This window comes from Enterobacter sp. R-1.6.2 (assembly GCF_035064085.1).
Classification (GTDB): Bacteria; Pseudomonadota; Gammaproteobacteria; order Enterobacterales; family Enterobacteriaceae; genus Enterobacter; species Enterobacter asburiae_B.
Genome location: NZ_JASEYI010000007.1, coordinates 88083 through 102775 on the forward strand (window position 1 = coordinate 88083; position 14693 = coordinate 102775).

Consider the following 14693-nt stretch of genomic DNA (forward strand, 5'->3'; position numbering starts at 1 on the left):
GCGAATTAGCGACGTACTGCAATCGCTTCGATTTCAATTTTCACGTCTTTTGGCAGACGGGCCACTTCCACGCAGGAGCGCGCCGGGAAGGTGGCGTTGTGCTCGGTGAAGAACGCTTCGTAAGTGGCGTTAACGGTCGCGAAATCGTTCAGATCCTTCACGAAAACGGTGGTTTTCACGATATCGCCCACTTTCAGACCGGCAGATTCAACGATAGCCTGCACGTTTTCCAGCGACTGACGGGCCTGTGCCGCGACGTCTTCCGGCACCGCGCCGGTTTTTGGGTTCACCGGGATCTGACCGGAAGTGATGATCATGCTACCCAGATCAACGCCCTGAACGTAAGGGCCGATAGCCGCTGGTGCATTTTCCGTCGCGAGTACTTTGCTCATGTTTTCTCCAGAATTACAGCGTTAAGAATGTTCCCGGCCATTATAACAGCCGGGATTTCATTACCAACCTCAATTAGTTGGCCAGCACCACATAATGAGAAAACTCTTTTTCGCAGTATTTGCATTTGAGCGCGATGTCATCGGCGCGTTTTTTCACTGCAAAGCTGGAAGAAACCGGCTCAGCATGACTGATGCAGTTGCTGTTTGGGCAGACCAGCACGCTTTCAATGCGATCCGGCAGGCTCGGACGGGATTTGCCGACCACTTCATACTCGTCGATGCGGTTGACGGTGGCGTCCGGCGCGTACAGCGACAGCTGGTTGACCTGCTCGTCGGTCAGGAAGGTGTTCTCGATTTTAATCAGGTCTTTGCGGCCCATCTCGCCCGACGGCAGGTTCAGGCCGATGGTGATGCGCTGGTCGGTTTCGGTCAGTTTGAACAGCGTCAGCAGCTTAAAGCCCACCTGCGCAGGGATGTGGTCAATCACGGTGCCGCGCTTGATGGCTTCAACCTGGAGTTTGTTATCGTGTGTCATGGTCGTTTCCCCTTACAGTGCCAATTCGCGATTCAGAACCAGTGCCAGTAACGCCTGGCGGGCGAAGATGCCGTTCCCGGCCTGCTGGAAGTACCAGGCGTGCGGCGTCTTATCCACGTCTGTGGTGATCTCATCGATGCGCGGCAGCGGATGCAGCACCTTCATGTTGTCGCGCGCGCCCTCGAGGTCGCTGGCGCGCAGCACGAACTGTGCCTTCACGTTGGCGTATTCGGACGGATCCAGACGCTCTTTTTGCACGCGGGTCATGTAGAGAATATCCACGTGGCTCATCACCTCTTCGATGCTAGCGTGCAGGCTCCACTGAATGCCTTTTTCGTCCAGCATGTCGAGAATGTACTGCGGCATCGCCAGCGCGTCCGGGGCGATGAAGAAGAAGCGGTTGCCGTTAAATTTCGCCAGCGCCTGGGTCAGGGAGTGGACGGTGCGGCCATATTTCAGGTCGCCGACCATGGCGATATTCAGGTTCTCGAGCTTGCCCTGCGTCTCCTGAATGGTGAACAGATCCAGCAGGGTCTGCGTTGGGTGCTGGTTGGCACCGTCACCGGCGTTCAGCACCGGAATGCCGCCGGAAAACTCGGTCGCCAGGCGCGCCGCGCCCTCCTGCGGATGACGCATCACAATCGCGTCGACGTAGGTGCTGATCACTGAAATGGTGTCCGCCAGGGTTTCGCCTTTTTTACCCAGCGACGTGTTGCTGCTGTCCGAGAAGCCCACCACGCTCGCGCCCAGGCGGTGCATGGAGGTTTCAAAGGAGAGGCGGGTGCGGGTCGAGGCTTCGAAGAAGCAGCTCGCAATCACCTTGTGCTTCAGCAGCTCCGGTTGCGGATTGGCCTTCAGTTTTGCCGCGGTTTCCAGAACCAGTTCCAGCTCTTCGCGGCTGAGGTCGTTTATGGAAATGATGTGTTTTTGATAAAGCGGATTCATGTTTATCTCCTGACGCCGGGCAAAAAAAAGCCCCTCAAATGAGGGGCTCTGGGAATAGGTTTAGCAACGGGAAGAAAAACGGCAGGCCAGCGTCTGATTTCAGACGCGGTAAGACGTTATGTCGTACACGCTTGACCATGCTTCCTCCCGGCAAATTGTCGGGCATTATACGCAGCTCGCTTTTCGGATCAAGCGATTTAATGCACGCTTTACTCAATGCAAACGGTTCTTTATGAATATTAATGCGTTCTGAGTAAATAATTAATTTGCTTATGCACCAGTGCGGTGCGCTTCACGACCCGGGGAGCGACCCAGACGATACTGCTACCGGCCACCACGCCTAAAATTTCCGGCAGCTGGTGATAATCCAGAATACGCGCCACCGCGCGGCCATATCCGGCGACGGTATGAACAAGGATAAACTCGCTATTGTGCTCGACGCTGACCACCATTTCGGACACGGTACGCGCGGCGTCGGGGGCAGGGCGCAGCTGGGGATTCAGCGAATAAATCTTTAGCCCTTTGGCATTTCGAATTTTTATGACGCCGAGCAATTTAAGCAGACGTGAAACGGTGGACTGGCTGATGGTCTCAAAACCACGCTCCTGCAAATCCCGGCGGATCTCCTCCTGAGAGAGATAGCTTTTTTCTGCGATCAGGCGCTGGCAGACCGTCAGCTGTAGTTGCTCTTTGGGAGAGTACTCTTCGTAATCCATCATAGTTCCCATATCAGTTCCTGAAATAACCGGTGGCACCGCACCGATCCGTAGGCCGGATAAGCGCAGCGCCATCCGGCAAATCACAACAAGGCACCCAGACTTAACGCCACCATAATCACCACCGTTAAAATGCCCAGCAGCGGCGCCACCCATTTCAGATAGCGCACGTAGGGCACGCGGGCGATAGCCAGCCCGCCCATCACGACGGCAGAAGTGGGCGTGACGAGGTTAACGATGCCGGAGGCCGACTGGTAAGCCGTCACCACCAGGTCGCGGTTGACGTTAGCGAAATCGGCAAGCGGCGCCATGATCGGCATCGTCAGAACGGCCAGGCCGGATGAAGAAGGCACAAGAAACGACAGCACAACCTCCAGCCAGTACATCACGTTGATAAACGCTACCGTGGACAACCCGCTGACCAGCCCTTCCGCGCTGTGCAAAATGGTGTGGGTAATCATGCCCTTATCCATGATGACTACGATACCGCGCGCGATGCCGATAATCAGCGCGACGCCCAGCAAATCTCGCGCGCCGTTGATAAACGTCGACGTCAGCTCCTCTTCGCTCATGCGGGCAATCAGGCCGACGATAATCGCGCTGGCGAGAAACACCGCCGAGATCTCCGCCATCCACCAGCCCAGCACCGCCACGCCGTAGATCATCACCGCAAAGGCGAGGGCGAAAATCACCAGGATGATTTTGCGCACCGGGGTGAATTCCAGCGACTGTTCGCCCTTGTCGCCCAGGAAATGGGCGCGGTTCTCTTCCTGTTTGTCTGCGACGATCGACAGCGACGGATCCTGGCGCACCTTACGGGCGTAGCGCATCACCCACGCCACGCAGATGATCCAGCCGATGACCAGCAGCGCCACGCGCAGGGCGATACCGTTGGTGAAGGGGATCCCGGCGGCGTTGGCGGCGATCACCGTGGCAAACGGGTTGATGGTGGAGCCGAGCGTGCCGATCCCCGCCCCGAGCAGCACCGTGGAGGCGGCGACAACCGGATCGAACCGGGCGGCCATCATCACCGGCACCAGCAGGGTGTAGAACGGCAGAGACTCTTCGGCCATGCCGTAAATCGTGCCGCCCGCGGCAAACAGCGCCATCAAGATCGGGATCATCCACTCCTCGCGCCCGCGCAGCCGCGTAGTGACGCGTTCGATCCCCGCATCAATCGCCCCGGTTTTGGTGACGATCCCGAGAAAACCGCCGATGATCAGGATAAACAGCGCGACGTCGATCGCCCCGGCCTGGCCGGAGACCGGATCGTACAGCCCGGCGATGGGCGCCATCAGGACGGAAACCAGCCCCTGTGGATGTGCCGCCACGTGCGCGTACGTTCCGGCAATCGGGACTTCTTTACCGAGGGTTTCGTTCATCGCCATCTGGTACTGACCGGCGGGGACGACCCAGCTCAGCGCCGCCACAACGGCAATCAGGAAAAAGAGAATGGTGTAAGCGGAGGGAAACTTAAACTTGCCCATGATGTTCTCCTTAAACCCGGCGCACCCCGCGGCGCGCCGGGCGGTGATTAGTCGCCGAGTGTCGCCACCATGACCGCTTTAATGGTGTGCATGCGGTTCTCTGCTTCGTCGAAGACGATGGAGTTCGGTGATTCGAAGACCTCTTCCGTCACCTCCAGCCCCTTCAGGCCGTAGGCCATCTCGATCTCGCGGCCCACTTTGGTGTGTTCGTTGTGGAACGCCGGCAGGCAGTGCATAAACTTGACGTTCGGGTTGCCGGTGGCCTTCATCACGTCCGCGTTGATTTGATACGGCTTCATCAGGCTGACGCGCTCGGCCCAGGCCTCCTTCGGCTCGCCCATGGAGACCCACACGTCGGTGTAGAGGAAATCGGTCCCCTGCACGCCTTCTTCCACGTCGTCGGTGAGGGTGATGCGCGCGCCCGTCTCTTTCGCGATGGCGCGGCACTGCTCAACCAGCCCGGCTTCCGGCCAGAAGGATTTCGGCGCGACGAGGCGGATATCCATCCCCATCTTGGCCGCGCCGACCATCAGCGAGTTGCCCATGTTGTTGCGCGCGTCGCCCAGGTAGGCAAAGCTCAGCTCCGGCAGGGTTTTGCCCGGCGCGTGCTCCAGCATGGTCATCAGGTCGGCGAGGATCTGCGTTGGGTGGAACTCGTCGGTCAGGCCGTTCCACACCGGCACGCCCGCGTATTCGCCCAGCTCTTCGACGATGGCCTGGCCGTAGCCGCGGTATTCGATGCCGTCATACATGCGGCCCAGCACGCGGGCGGTGTCCTTCATCGACTCTTTATGGCCGATCTGCGAGCCGCTTGGGCCGAGATAGGTCACCTGCGCGCCCTGGTCGAACGCGCCCACTTCGAATGCGCAGCGGGTGCGGGTGGAGGTTTTTTCAAAAATCAGGGCGATGTTTTTCCCGACCAGGGTTTGCTTTTCGCGCCCGGCTTTTTTGGCGGCCTTCAGCTCGATGGCGAGGTCGATCAGGTACTGGATCTCCGCCGGGGTGTAGTCCAGCAGTTTCAGGAAGTTGCGGTTTTTCAGGTTGATGGTCATGGGTAAATCCTTTTTTAAAATTAGTGTCTAAAACCTTACCCCTCACCCCAGCCCTCTCCCCAAAGGGGAGAGGGTGTTTCAAGTCCCCTCTCCCCTTTGGGGAGAGGGTTAGGGTGAGGGGAGAGTGTGCTCAGTTACGAATCAACGTGCCTTTCTCGCCCGCCAGGATCTCCGCGCCGTCGGCCAGCGCGCCGATCCCGGCAATGCCGTTGCAGGCTTCTACAAACTCGCGGCAGGCGGCCACTTTCGGCCCCATCGATCCGGCGTCGAACTGCATGCCTCTGAGCAGCTCCGGCGTCACCTGCGCCAGCGGGCGCTGGGTCGGCTTGCCCCAGTCGAGGTACACCGCGTCGGCATCGGTCAGGATCAGCAGGGCGTCGGCCTCGATCTGGCGCGCCAGCAGGGCGGCGGAGAGGTCTTTGTCGATCACCGCCTCAATGCCGCGATAGCCGTTGGCGTTCTCCACTACCGGCACGCCGCCGCCGCCATTGCAGATCACCAGGTGATCGCGCTGGATCAGCGCCGTGATGGCGTCGCTCTCGACGATGCGCTTCGGCTGCGGTGACGGCACCACGCGGCGGACGTAGCTGCCGTCGGCCTTGAACACCCAGCCTTTTTCCGCGGCCAGCATTTTTGCCTGGGCTTCGCTGTACACCGGGCCGATGTACTTGGTCGGGTTGCTGAAGGCCGGGTCGGCGGCGTCCACTTCCACCTGCGTGAGCAGGACGCTCACCTCGCGCTGCGGCAGATTGTTTTTCAGCGCCTGCTGGAGCATGTAGCCGATCATTCCCTGGCTTTCGGCGCCGAGAACGTCCAGCGGGTAGGGCGTGACTTTGTCGTAGGCGCTGTTCTGCAGCGCCAGCAGCCCGACCTGCGGCCCGTTGCCGTGCACCAGCACCACGCGCCACTGTTCTGTTAATCCGGCGATGGTGCGGGCGGCCTGCTCGATGTTCTGGCGCTGGATTTCGGCTTCCAGCGGCTCGCCGCGCTTGAGCAGCGCGTTGCCGCCCAGGGCCACAACCAGCGTGGGTTTTCGTTCCATGATGGCTCCTTTAAATTCCGTCGCGTTCCAGCGGGCAGCTCATGCAGCGCGCGCCGCCGCGGCCGCGTCCGAGCTCATCGCCCGGGATAGGCAGCACGGTGATGCCCGCTTTGTCGTACTTCTCGTTGGTCCAGACGTTGCGCTCGTAGCCGATCACCACGCCCGGGCGAATGGTCAGCACGTTGTTGGCGTCGTTCCACTGCTCGCGTTCGGCTTCAAAGGCGTCGCCGCCGGTGGTGATCAGGCGCACCTGGTTAATGCCGAGCGCTTTCTCGATGGCGTGCAGCAGGTCGGTTTCCTGGGTGCGCAGCAGGCCGCCGCGTCCGTCCGGGGTGAGCGTCCAGCACTGGGCGTCCTTGCGCACCACTTCCGGGTAGACGGAGAAGGTGTCCACGTCGATGTGGGTCATGACGGTGTCGAGGTGCATGCAGGAGCGGTGTTTTGGCAGCTCAACGGCGATCACGCGCTCGGCCTGACGATGTTTGAACAGGCTGTTGGCGAGGAACTCCACGCCCTGCGGCGTCGTGCGCTCGGACATGCCGATTAATACCGCCCCGCGGCCAATCACCAGTACGTCGCCGCCTTCTAGCGTGGCGTGGTCGTAATTAATATTCTCGTCGCCGAAATACTTAATAAAATCGCCGTCGGCAAACGCCGGATGCCAGCGATATATTGCCCGCAGGTTATTCGTTTCACGCTGACGGGCCGGTTTCGCCATTGGGTTAATAGAGACGCCGTTATAAATCCAGCACGAGGTATCGCGGGTAAATAAATGGTTCGGCAGCGGCTTCATAATAAAATCATTCGCCGTGTGGGTATCCACCACAATATTTTTAATGGCCGCCGGAATTTCGCCGTAGGTTAATCCGCCGCTTAATCTGCGCGCCAGTTCGCGGTGCGGCATATCCGCCAGCCAGCCGCGCACGTCGCCGGCAAAGGTTGGGCCGAGGCGGTAGTCGGAGATTTGGGTATCCAGAAGCCAGGCTTTCGCTTCTGCAATATCAAGGGTTTGTGTCAGAAGGTCGGTCAACAGCAGGACTTCCACACCCTGCTCGCGCAGCGTGTTTGCGAAGATGTCATGCTCCTCACCCGCCCGCTCAACCGAGAGCACGTCATCGAAAAGCAGCTCCTGACAGTTTGATGGCGTTAAACGTTTCAGACTTAAATTAGGACGATGCAGCATAACGCTACGCAATTGACCAATTTCAGAACCGACGTAATGCTTTTCCATAATTATTCCTTTAACTGTTTTTCAGAATAAAAAGGGCATGCGCCATGTGATGTGTTTAATTTCATGGCGGCTAAGCTCAATTGATTTCGTGATTCATACTAGGCAGTTAAATAATCCGTATTGTGATATCGCTCACGCGAAACTGGATATTAAGGGGTTTGTTTTCATTTGCATGATTCGCGTCAGATAATGATTGATTTCATATTATTGAGGGGTGAATAGCTAAGCAGGATCCGCTGGCATTATTCGAGTTTGTTATTATTTTGTAGATTTTAATCTTCTGAAATACATTGTTATGCATCTGATTTTAAATGAAAAACATCATGAGCAAGAATGGCTATGCAATTAACGTAATTAACTATTTTCGACTTAAGGAAAATCAATAAATAATTATGGTTTTTTAGAGCAAATTATCAAAACAGTAAAGTGTGAGACGGCAACGGGTTTTGTTAATTAGAGAGCATGATCAAGAGGTTAGAAGAGCCTGACGATAAGCGCTGATCGAGGTTATGCATAACCCCTGCATAATTGCCTGGACAGGATTAACAGTGGGTTAACACCTTTCCCGATAAACATGCGCTCGCGCAAACCTCTTCGAAACAGGGCTGGTATGGCAGTCTTAACTCTCGTATAAAAGATAAAAATGAAACGTTGTTTTACGTAGAGGGATTTCACATGATTATCGGCAACATCCACCATCTGCAGCCCTGGCTGCCTGACGCGCTGCGCCAGGCCATTGAGCACGTTAAAGCCCACGTCACCGACGCTACGCCGCTCGGCAAGCACGACATCAACGGCAGCAGCCTGTTTTATCTGGTCTCGGAAGATATGACTCAGCCGTTCGCCGAGCGCCGCGCCGAGTACCACGCGCGCTATCTGGATATCCAGATCGTGATGAAGGGGCAGGAAGGAATGACGTTCAGCACCCTGCCGCACGGTACGCCGGACACCAACTGGCTGACGGACAAAGACATCGCGTTCCTGCCGGAAGGCGAGCAGGAGAAAACCGTGGTGCTGAGCGAAGGGGATTTTGTGGTGTTCTGGCCGGGTGAAGTGCACAAGCCGCTGTGCGCGGTGGGCGCGCCTGCGCAGGTGCGCAAGGTTGTGGTGAAGATGCTGATCGGCTAAACGAGTTTACTCCCTTTCCCACAGGGAGAGGGCCGTATCGGTGCTTGATTTGCCCGGTGGCGCTGCGCTTACCGGGCCTACGATTATTGATATCGTTGCACAAAGTAGGCCGGGTAAGCGCAGCGCCACCCGGCAAGAAAGGCGCACTGAACCACTAGAGTGATAAGAACTTTGTTTGGCTCATTTAGAGATAGCCAGATTTCTTGAAAAATCCGCATTAGAAACTGACTGTACCTTCCATAAGTTGTTTTCTTTAACCATGCAGTCTATGACTACGTGCTCCTGCTTTTTGCCAAATGCAATGTATACGTTGACACAAACTGGATCGGTATCCCCGGCTATGGCTGTTACATTCTGGGGCCAGTCATCGCCAACGTATTGCGCTTTTAAAAACATATCGGCTTCGTAAAACTCTTCGTCGGCATAACGCGGATCCTGCGTATGACGGAGTTTTTTCATTGTTGATGCTGTGACATATTTATCTATTTCGTTTCCATCAGTAATGGGAAATGCATCTTTGTTGATTTGATTAACGTACCAGCTGTTAAATTTTACAGCACGCTCAATCGGGTCAGAGTGGCCAGCCATTACAGAGAAAGAAAATATGAAGAGAAGCAGTAATATATTTTTCATATCAGTAGTGCCTGTAAAGGATGATTTTTGGCTGTATCTTCCGATATGTCTGGCCGGGATAAAGGCTGTTCTGTTTAAAATCTGAATACCAGGTACCCGATCCGTCGTAGATACATGCATGCCCATTCTGATGCGCACCTGGTAATGCGTCAATTACTGCGACATCACCCTCAATGGGTGTGCCGTACACCTTGCTGAATCCTGCCTTCTCAAGAGAGCGCCAGAAGTTTTTTGCATCAGCACCATCAATTTTCAAACCTCCGGCACGAATAGCTGCAGCGACGGCGCGAGCGCAGTAACCCGTACTGTTATGATGTGCGTGGCTGCGGGCATATGACACAGCTTCATGCTTATTCCATGACATAAAATAATCCTTATTTTATTAACGAAACGTAGTAATAAGGAAACATTACACCGGATATTTACAATGGTTTGTAATTGATAATGATCTAATATTAACCATCATCAATCTAATAAATAATGGTTAATAAAATTATAAATACATATTATGGTTGATGCTTATCTGAAGATGCGTCAGTAAAATGATTTTTTTGCGCGTAAACTGGAAATGATTATCTGCTGAAAAATAATTCAGCAGATAATCACCATCTCAAGGTAAGAGAGAGGCTCACTCCTCAAGCGTCGCCACCATCACCGCCTTAATCGTATGCATCCGGTTTTCCGCCTGGTCGAACACGATGCTCGCAGCCGACTCAAACACCTCGTCCGTCACTTCCATCCCGCCGTGCAGGTCGAACTCTTTCGCCATCTGCTTGCCGAGCGTGGTCTGGTCGTCATGGAACGCCGGCAGACAGTGCAGGAACTTCACGTTCGGGTTGCCGGTCAGCGCCATCATCTGCGCGTTCACCTGATACCCGCGCAGCAGCGCAATCCGCTCCGCCCACTTCTCTTTGGCTTCGCCCATCGACACCCACACGTCGGTGTAGATAAAGTCCGCGCCCTTCACGCCCGCCGCCACGTCTTCCGTCAGCGTGATCTTCCCGCCGTGCTTCTGGGCCAGCGCGCTGCACTCCGCCACCAGGCTCTCTTCCGGCCAGCAGGCCTTCGGGGCCACCAGGCGCAGATCCAGCCCGGTCAGCGCCGCCGCTTCCAGCATCGAGTTGCCCATGTTGTTGCGCGCGTCGCCCGCGTAGACCAGCGTCATCTCGTTAAACGCCTTGCCCGGCAGGTGCTCCTGCATGGTCAGCAGGTCCGCCAGCAGCTGGGTCGGGTGGAACTCGTTGGTCAGCCCGTTCCACACCGGCACGCCCGCGTACTGCGCCAGCGTCTCGACCACTTCCTGGCCGTGGCCGCGATACTGAATGCCGTCGTACATCCGCCCGAGAACCCGCGCGGTGTCCTTAATTGACTCTTTATGCCCAATCTGGCTGCCGCTCGGCCCTAAATACGTGACGCGCGCGCCCTGGTCAAATGCGGCAACTTCGAAAGAGCAACGGGTACGGGTCGAGTCTTTTTCGAAGATGAGCGCGATGTTTTTACCGTTAAGCTTCTGTACTTCCTTGCCATTTTTTTTATCGGCTTTGAGCTGTGCGGCAAGGGTCAGCAGAGAAGTGAACTGTGCAGGGGTAAAGTCGAGCAGTTTCAGAAAGTGTTTCTTGTATAAATCGGACATTTTATCCTCGCATGGCGAACGCCACTTATTGAATTAAAATTCACTTTATATGTGTAATTATTCATTTGCAACCCCGTTTCACAAATCTTTCTTACAAAGGTGGAGGCAAACCCGTCCGTGTGTGAAAATAGAAGTATCTGCCGCACTTTAAAGAGGATTGAGCCATGGCAAACCCGGAACACCTGGAAGAGCAACGCGAAGAGACGCGTCTGATTATTGAAGAACTGCTGGAAGACGGTAGCGATCCGGACGCGCTGTACACCATCGAGCACCATTTCTCTGCGGATGATTTTGACGCGCTGGAAAAACTGGCCGTGGAAGCCTTCAAGCTGGGTTACGAAGTGACCGAGCCGGAAGAGCTGGAAGTAGAAGAGGGCGACACCGTCATCTGCTGCGACATCCTGAGCGAAGGCGCGCTGAAGGCGGAGCTGATCGACGCGCAGGTAGAACAGCTGATGAACCTGGCCGAGAAGTTTGAAGTGGAATACGACGGCTGGGGAACCTACTTCGAAGATCCGAACGGTGAAGACGGCGAAGAAGGCGACGACGAAGATTACGTCGACGAAGACGACGACGGCGTGCGTCACTAAGCGTTTCAGGCGGTGGCGCGCGCCACCGCTTTTTCAAGGCAGAACCATGGATTACCCGCAGATACTCGCCCCCGTACTCAACTTCCTCCAGTGCCCGACCCCGCAAGCATGGATTGATAAAGCCCGCGACCCGGCGAACCTGCCGCTGCTGCTCACCGACCACATGGTGTGCGAGCTCAAGGCCGCCCAGACCGCGCTGCTGCTGGTGCGTAAATACGTCGCCGACGAAAGCTGTGCCGACGCGCTGCTCGACTGGCTCAAACCCTACGAACAGTTCACCTTCCGCGACGGCCCGGAGCCGGACTTCATCGCCCTGCACAGGCAGATTGGCAAAAGCGTGATGCCCAAAACCGACGACCCGTGGGGCCAGGCGCTGATCGACAGCATGGTGCTCCTGATTAAAGAGGAGCTGCACCACTTCTGGCAGGTGCGCGAGGCGATGCTGGCCCGCGACATTCCGTACGTCAAAATCACCGCCAGCCGCTACGCCAAAGGGATGCTGAAGGACGTGCGCACCCACGAACCGCTGACGCTGATCGACAAGCTCATCTGCGGCGCTTACATCGAAGCACGCTCCTGCGAACGCTTCGCCGCGCTGGCCCCGTTCCTCGACGACGATCTGCAGAAGTTCTATCTCTCGCTGCTGCGCTCGGAAGCGCGCCATTATCAGGACTACCTGACGCTGGCCCAGCAGGTGAGCGACGACGATATCTCTCCGCGCATACAGCATTTTGGCGAAATTGAAGCCACACTTATCTCGACACCGGACCACGAGTTTCGCTTCCACAGCGGTGTGCCGGTGTAAACCGGCATAATTCAAGGATAAGGATGCGAGATGAATAAAACGTGGACCCGTACCGTGATGGTTGTTGTGGTGGCCGCCGCCGTGGCGTTCTGGGTGTTCTTCGACAGGCAGCGCGCTCCGGAACGGCAGATGGATTCTGCCCTCAACGCGATGCCCGCCTGGCAGGTGATTAAGGAGCAGGAGCCCGCGCTGCATCAGCGCATCCTCGACCAGATGGCCGCCCTGCAAAAAGCGGGCGAGCCGGAGCAGCAGATTATCGACACCATCCAGCCGCAGATCCTGCATCTGCAGATGTCGCGCCTGCAGAACGCCCCGGACGCCAACGTGGTGAACTACATGACCATCAACATGGAGCAGACCGCCGCCATCCAGAAGGTGAGCGACGACGCCTGCTTCCGCTTCCTCTACCCGACGGTGAAGGGCGGCGTGAACCCGATGCGCATGCTGGATAAAGACCTGATGGCGCGGCGCATGCAGGCAGACGCCGACATGATGCGCGCGGCCTACGGCAAAAACCGCCACACCGTGACCCCGGCCGAACGCGAGGCGGCTGTCGAGGACGTGCGACCGATTATGAAGGAGCTTGCCGATAAGTACGGCGAGGACATCCAGCTGCTGCAGATGCCGGAGAAGGCGGCGGGCAAAGAGAAGCTCTCCTGCGATATGGTGCAGGAGATGTGGGCGAAGGTGCTGGCGCTGCCGGAGCAGAAGGCGGCGGGGGTGATTCGTCTGGCGGTGTCTGAACTGGAGTGACGAAGGGCGCTGGTTTTTTGGGCACTTAGCGCGGGTTTAGCGCGTCGTCGCTTGCATGGCGGCGCGCGACAGGTATAATCCACAACGTTTCCGCATCCCCTTCAGTGCCGAAGTGGCGAAATCGGTAGACGCAGTTGATTCAAAATCAACCGTAGAAATACGTGCCGGTTCGAGTCCGGCCTTCGGCACCATTAGTATTCCCAAGATCATCCGAGAAAGTCCCATTATTCCTTTTAAGTCAATGCTTGCAGCGATTTTTACGTCCTGACTCGTCTGAGGTTGTCCGTTGAAATGCGAATGTCATTAGGGGCATCTTAACTTCGATTAGAAATGTGCCTCAAAATGAAGCTCATCGCCAGGCAGGTCGAGACTGCAAAGCCAAAAGACAAAACCTACAAAATGGCCGATTGTGGCGGTTTATATCTTGAGGTTTCGGCCAAGGGTTCAAAATATTGGCGCATGAAATACAGATGCCCTTCAGACAAAAATGAAGACCGCCTCGCTTTTGGTGTTTGGCCTACTGTGACGCTTTGCTCAGGCAAGAGCAAAGCGTGACGAAGCGAAAAAAGCTGTTAGTGCAGGGCATTGCCCCAAAAAGCGAGCACAAAGAAGCTCAGGCCGAGAATATACTTTCGAAACAATTGCTCGTGAATGGCATGCCGGTAACAAGCGATGAAGTGAAGACCATCGATCGCGCATTCTTCGCTATCTTGAGCTTTATATATTCCCTCACATCGGTTCGTCCGACATTCGCCAGCTCAAAACCAGCCACCTGTTAGCCCTGATTAAAAAAGTTGATGCCAGTGGCAAACATGACTTAGCGCAGCGTGTTACAGCCATTATGCGTTATGCCGTACAGAACGATTACATCGACTCTAACCCTACCAGTGATATGGCTGGTACTTTATCAACAACCAAAGCACGACATTATCCTGTTTTACCTTCTAGTCGGTTCCCTGAGTTTCTTGCTTGTCTTGCTGCATATCGTGGTCGTGTAATGACGCGGATCGCGGTTGAGCTTTCCTTACTCACTTTTGTTCGTTCCTGTGAGTTACGTTTTGCGCGTTGGGATGAGTTCGACTTCGATAAATCTCTCTGGCGAGTACCTGCAAAACGAGAAGAAATTAAAGGTATGCGTTACTCATACCGTGGCATGAAGATGAAATAGGAACATATTGTTCCGCTTAGTCGGCAGACGGTGATTTTGTTGGCTAACTTAAAGCAGATTATTGGTGATAAAAAGCTGCTTTTTCCGGGTGATCATGACGCAACTAAGGTTATGAGTGAAAACACATTAAACAGCGCATTGCGTGCGATGGGATACGATACAAAAACCGAGGCCTGCAGGCATGGATGTAGGTCGATGGCGCGTGGTGCGTTGGGGGAGTCAGGTCTATGGAGCGATGATGTGATCGTGCCAATTGAACCACTCAGAGCGTAATAATGTACGCGCTGCTTATATTCATACCTCTGAGCATTCGAATGAGCGTCGTTTGATGGTGCAGTGGTGGGCTGATTATCTTCAAGCTAATACTATTAATCTTGTATCTTCCTTTGATTTCGCCAAAAATAAAATAAGTCATATAAATCAATGGCTTATATGTGGTATTGGAAGGGCAATCTGCTAGTGGTGGTGATTCATAGATTGTGGAATTTAAGTTGCATCAAGATGTCATTGAATCGCCGAGAATTTTATATATATTAAATGATAAAATGTTTGAAGGGTTATGTTTTGGAAGAGTTGCTAACGT

General features: G+C 55.3%; 17 protein-coding genes, 1 tRNA gene and 2 pseudogenes. 7 read left to right on the plus strand and 13 right to left on the minus strand.

Annotated elements, in window-relative coordinates; all coding sequences use genetic code 11:
* Positions 1-5: 5 nt before the first annotated feature.
* The 4 genes from ridA to QMN93_RS09795 form a co-directional block, all read right to left on the minus strand.
* Positions 6-392: a 2-iminobutanoate/2-iminopropanoate deaminase gene (ridA, locus tag QMN93_RS09780; RefSeq protein WP_008501391.1), complete on the minus strand. Its 387-nt coding sequence runs from the start codon at positions 390-392 to the stop codon at positions 6-8.
* A 73-nt stretch (positions 393-465) separates the two neighbouring features.
* Positions 466-927 (minus strand): aspartate carbamoyltransferase regulatory subunit, encoded by a 462-nt coding sequence (gene pyrI / locus QMN93_RS09785; protein ID WP_023310197.1) that lies wholly within the window; start codon positions 925-927, stop codon positions 466-468.
* A 12-nt stretch (positions 928-939) separates the two neighbouring features.
* The gene (gene pyrB, locus QMN93_RS09790; protein ID WP_023310198.1) at positions 940-1872 is read right to left on the minus strand and encodes an aspartate carbamoyltransferase; all 933 of its coding nucleotides are present in this window, start codon (positions 1870-1872) and stop codon (positions 940-942) included.
* A 34-nt stretch (positions 1873-1906) separates the two neighbouring features.
* Positions 1907-2011 (minus strand): pyrBI operon leader peptide, encoded by a 105-nt coding sequence (locus QMN93_RS09795; protein WP_022646880.1) that lies wholly within the window; start codon positions 2009-2011, stop codon positions 1907-1909.
* On the opposite strand from QMN93_RS09795, the pseudogene QMN93_RS09800 reads away from it, so the two are divergent.
* Positions 1991-2115, plus strand: a pseudogene (locus QMN93_RS09800) (hypothetical protein). The gene QMN93_RS09795 and the pseudogene QMN93_RS09800 overlap by 21 nt on opposite strands.
* Here the strand turns inward: QMN93_RS09800 and QMN93_RS09805 are convergent.
* From QMN93_RS09805 to arcA, 5 genes are all read right to left on the minus strand, one after another.
* Positions 2112-2591, minus strand: a complete 480-nt coding sequence (locus QMN93_RS09805) for an arginine repressor (RefSeq protein WP_029739272.1) — start codon at positions 2589-2591, stop codon at positions 2112-2114. The pseudogene QMN93_RS09800 and the gene QMN93_RS09805 overlap by 4 nt on opposite strands.
* A gap of 80 nt (positions 2592-2671) precedes the next feature.
* Complete coding sequence (locus QMN93_RS09810; RefSeq protein ID WP_193138806.1) at positions 2672-4075, minus strand: YfcC family protein; 1404 nt, start codon at positions 4073-4075, stop codon at positions 2672-2674.
* 47 nt (positions 4076-4122) lie between these two features.
* Entirely contained in the window at positions 4123-5127 is a 1005-nt protein-coding gene (gene argF, locus QMN93_RS09815) for an ornithine carbamoyltransferase (RefSeq protein ID WP_032647051.1), read from the minus strand.
* A 130-nt stretch (positions 5128-5257) separates the two neighbouring features.
* Positions 5258-6169 (minus strand): carbamate kinase, encoded by a 912-nt coding sequence (gene arcC, locus QMN93_RS09820; RefSeq protein WP_023334319.1) that lies wholly within the window; start codon positions 6167-6169, stop codon positions 5258-5260.
* Between the two features lie 10 nt (positions 6170-6179).
* Positions 6180-7400, minus strand: coding sequence for an arginine deiminase (gene arcA, locus QMN93_RS09825; RefSeq protein ID WP_069303571.1), 1221 nt, complete (start codon positions 7398-7400; stop codon positions 6180-6182).
* Positions 7401-8075: 675 nt separating this feature from the next.
* On the opposite strand from arcA, the gene QMN93_RS09830 reads away from it, so the two are divergent.
* Positions 8076-8528 carry a YhcH/YjgK/YiaL family protein gene (locus QMN93_RS09830; RefSeq protein WP_193138807.1) on the plus strand — a complete coding sequence of 151 codons (453 nt, stop codon included), beginning with the start codon at positions 8076-8078 and terminating at the stop codon, positions 8526-8528.
* A 180-nt stretch (positions 8529-8708) separates the two neighbouring features.
* Here QMN93_RS09830 and QMN93_RS09835 read toward each other — a convergent pair whose 3' ends face one another.
* The 4 genes from QMN93_RS09835 to argL all read right to left on the minus strand — a co-directional run bounded on the left by QMN93_RS09835 (position 8709) and on the right by argL (position 10859).
* The gene (locus tag QMN93_RS09835) at positions 8709-9161 is read right to left on the minus strand and encodes a DUF3828 domain-containing protein (protein ID WP_069303573.1); all 453 of its coding nucleotides are present in this window, start codon (positions 9159-9161) and stop codon (positions 8709-8711) included.
* 1 nt (position 9162) lies between these two features.
* Positions 9163-9525: a CHAP domain-containing protein gene (locus QMN93_RS09840; protein ID WP_193138808.1), complete on the minus strand. Its 363-nt coding sequence runs from the start codon at positions 9523-9525 to the stop codon at positions 9163-9165.
* Positions 9526-9789: 264 nt separating this feature from the next.
* A complete protein-coding gene (gene argF / locus QMN93_RS09845) occupies positions 9790-10794 on the minus strand; it encodes an ornithine carbamoyltransferase (RefSeq protein ID WP_193138809.1) in 1005 nt (334 codons plus the stop codon).
* Positions 10764-10859 carry a putative translational regulatory protein ArgL gene (argL, locus tag QMN93_RS09850; RefSeq protein WP_213328991.1) on the minus strand — a complete coding sequence of 32 codons (96 nt, stop codon included), beginning with the start codon at positions 10857-10859 and terminating at the stop codon, positions 10764-10766. The genes argF (QMN93_RS09845) and argL overlap by 31 nt, the downstream gene beginning before the upstream one ends.
* A 99-nt stretch (positions 10860-10958) precedes the next feature.
* Between argL and rraB the strand changes: the two genes are divergently transcribed.
* The 5 genes and pseudogenes from rraB (at position 10959) to QMN93_RS09875 (ending at position 14570) form a co-directional block, all read left to right on the plus strand.
* Complete coding sequence (rraB, locus tag QMN93_RS09855) at positions 10959-11384, plus strand: ribonuclease E inhibitor RraB (RefSeq protein WP_029739283.1); 426 nt, start codon at positions 10959-10961, stop codon at positions 11382-11384.
* A gap of 46 nt (positions 11385-11430) precedes the next feature.
* Positions 11431-12189 (plus strand): tRNA isopentenyl-2-thiomethyl-A-37 hydroxylase MiaE, encoded by a 759-nt coding sequence (gene miaE / locus QMN93_RS09860; RefSeq protein WP_193138810.1) that lies wholly within the window; start codon positions 11431-11433, stop codon positions 12187-12189.
* A gap of 30 nt (positions 12190-12219) precedes the next feature.
* Positions 12220-12942 (plus strand): hypothetical protein, encoded by a 723-nt coding sequence (locus QMN93_RS09865; protein ID WP_032662492.1) that lies wholly within the window; start codon positions 12220-12222, stop codon positions 12940-12942.
* A 106-nt stretch (positions 12943-13048) separates the two neighbouring features.
* Positions 13049-13133 (plus strand) — tRNA-Leu (locus QMN93_RS09870).
* A gap of 151 nt (positions 13134-13284) precedes the next feature.
* Positions 13285-14570, plus strand: a pseudogene (locus QMN93_RS09875) (tyrosine-type recombinase/integrase).
* Positions 14571-14693: the final 123 nt, after the last annotated feature.

Coding starts and splice junctions, on each gene's coding strand:
- rraB (WP_029739283.1), top strand. CDS start 10,959: ATGGCAAACCCGGAACACCTGGAAGAGCAACGCGAAGAGACGCGTCTG.
- argF (WP_193138809.1), bottom strand. CDS start 10,794: ATGTCCGATTTATACAAGAAACACTTTCTGAAACTGCTCGACTTTACC.
- pyrI (WP_023310197.1), bottom strand. CDS start 927: ATGACACACGATAACAAACTCCAGGTTGAAGCCATCAAGCGCGGCACC.
- ridA (WP_008501391.1), bottom strand. CDS start 392: ATGAGCAAAGTACTCGCGACGGAAAATGCACCAGCGGCTATCGGCCCT.
- QMN93_RS09865 (WP_032662492.1), top strand. CDS start 12,220: ATGAATAAAACGTGGACCCGTACCGTGATGGTTGTTGTGGTGGCCGCC.
- QMN93_RS09840 (WP_193138808.1), bottom strand. CDS start 9,525: ATGTCATGGAATAAGCATGAAGCTGTGTCATATGCCCGCAGCCACGCA.
- argL (WP_213328991.1), bottom strand. CDS start 10,859: ATGAATAATTACACATATAAAGTGAATTTTAATTCAATAAGTGGCGTT.
- QMN93_RS09835 (WP_069303573.1), bottom strand. CDS start 9,161: ATGAAAAATATATTACTGCTTCTCTTCATATTTTCTTTCTCTGTAATG.
- arcA (WP_069303571.1), bottom strand. CDS start 7,400: ATGGAAAAGCATTACGTCGGTTCTGAAATTGGTCAATTGCGTAGCGTT.
- pyrB (WP_023310198.1), bottom strand. CDS start 1,872: ATGAATCCGCTTTATCAAAAACACATCATTTCCATAAACGACCTCAGC.
- argF (WP_032647051.1), bottom strand. CDS start 5,127: ATGACCATCAACCTGAAAAACCGCAACTTCCTGAAACTGCTGGACTAC.
- arcC (WP_023334319.1), bottom strand. CDS start 6,169: ATGGAACGAAAACCCACGCTGGTTGTGGCCCTGGGCGGCAACGCGCTG.
- QMN93_RS09795 (WP_022646880.1), bottom strand. CDS start 2,011: ATGGTCAAGCGTGTACGACATAACGTCTTACCGCGTCTGAAATCAGAC.
- miaE (WP_193138810.1), top strand. CDS start 11,431: ATGGATTACCCGCAGATACTCGCCCCCGTACTCAACTTCCTCCAGTGC.
- QMN93_RS09805 (WP_029739272.1), bottom strand. CDS start 2,591: ATGATGGATTACGAAGAGTACTCTCCCAAAGAGCAACTACAGCTGACG.
- QMN93_RS09810 (WP_193138806.1), bottom strand. CDS start 4,075: ATGGGCAAGTTTAAGTTTCCCTCCGCTTACACCATTCTCTTTTTCCTG.
- QMN93_RS09830 (WP_193138807.1), top strand. CDS start 8,076: ATGATTATCGGCAACATCCACCATCTGCAGCCCTGGCTGCCTGACGCG.